This is a genomic window from Protofrankia coriariae, assembly GCF_001017755.1.
GTDB classification, from domain to species: domain Bacteria; phylum Actinomycetota; class Actinomycetes; order Frankiales; family Frankiaceae; genus Protofrankia; species Protofrankia coriariae.
On record NZ_JWIO01000006.1, the window covers coordinates 140295 to 141291 of the forward strand.

Here is a 997-nt window from a genome sequence, read left to right on the forward strand (position 1 = left end):
GGCGGGCGAGCCGCTCCCGATCGAGCAGCACCACCGCGCGGGAGTCCAGCCGCAGCCAACCGCGGGTCGCGAAGTCCGCGAGCGCCTTGTTGACCGTCTCCCGGGAGGCCCCGACCAGCTGGGCGAGTTCCTCCTGGGTCAGGCCGTGCTCGACTCGGACCCCGGCCGCATCGTTGCCCGGCTGGGCCGGCTCACCGAAGCGCTCGGCGAGGTCGAGAAGGGCCTTGGCCACCCGTCCCGGCACGTCGGTGAACACCATGTCGGCCATGGAGTCGTTGGTCCGCCGCAGGCGTTGGGCCAGCACCCGCAGCAGCAGCGACGCCGCTTCGGGTCGGGTCGCCAGCCACGGGCGCAACGCGGTGTGCTCCAGGGACACCAGTGACGCGTCGGTCACCGCGGTCGCGCTGGCCGTGCGGGGCCCCGGATCGAACAGCGAGAGTTCCCCGAAGAGGTCTCCGGGCCCCATCACCATGAGGAGGTTCTCGCGTCCGTCCGAGGCGGCACGGCCAATCTTGACCTTTCCAGCAAGGATCACGAAGACGCGGTCTCCGGTTTCACCTTCCCGAAACAGAACGTCGCCTCGGGTAACATTCTGACGTTCCAAGTGATCGTTAAGAGCCTGCCGGTCCTGTTCGGACAGGCCGGCAAACATGGGAACACGGGCAAGCAGATCGTCCACGGCGTCCGAGCATGCCAGGAGTAGCGCCAAAGGGCACGACCTGGAAGCCGAAAGAGGCTGTCGGGTCTTGAACAGGTCGGGCGAATCCGGGTATTTCCGGCCCGGCCGACCGGCTCGGGAGAGCTCCCGTCAACCCCCGGCCCGAGCCTGTGGACAGAAGGCCACATACGGATCGAAGCGATTAATAACTCTGCGTAGTCACAAGCACGAGAGGACACCCGCGGGCCCGCACCTGGGCCCGGCCGTCGCGGGCCACCCCAACCCGGCCGTCATGTTGCCCGGTGTTTACCCGGGGCCGACCGCCGCAGACGGCGGCGG

General features: G+C 68.6%; 1 protein-coding gene (running past one end of the window). It reads right to left on the reverse strand.

All coding sequences use genetic code 11. The features are described from left to right. Positions 1-652 carry the 5' portion of a Crp/Fnr family transcriptional regulator gene (locus FrCorBMG51_RS05975; RefSeq protein ID WP_476742120.1) on the reverse strand. 119 nt of this gene lie to the left of the window's left edge, so only the first 652 of its 771 coding nucleotides appear in the window; it begins with the start codon at positions 650-652; its stop codon lies beyond the left edge, outside the window. Between the last annotated feature and the right edge of the window lie 345 nt (positions 653-997).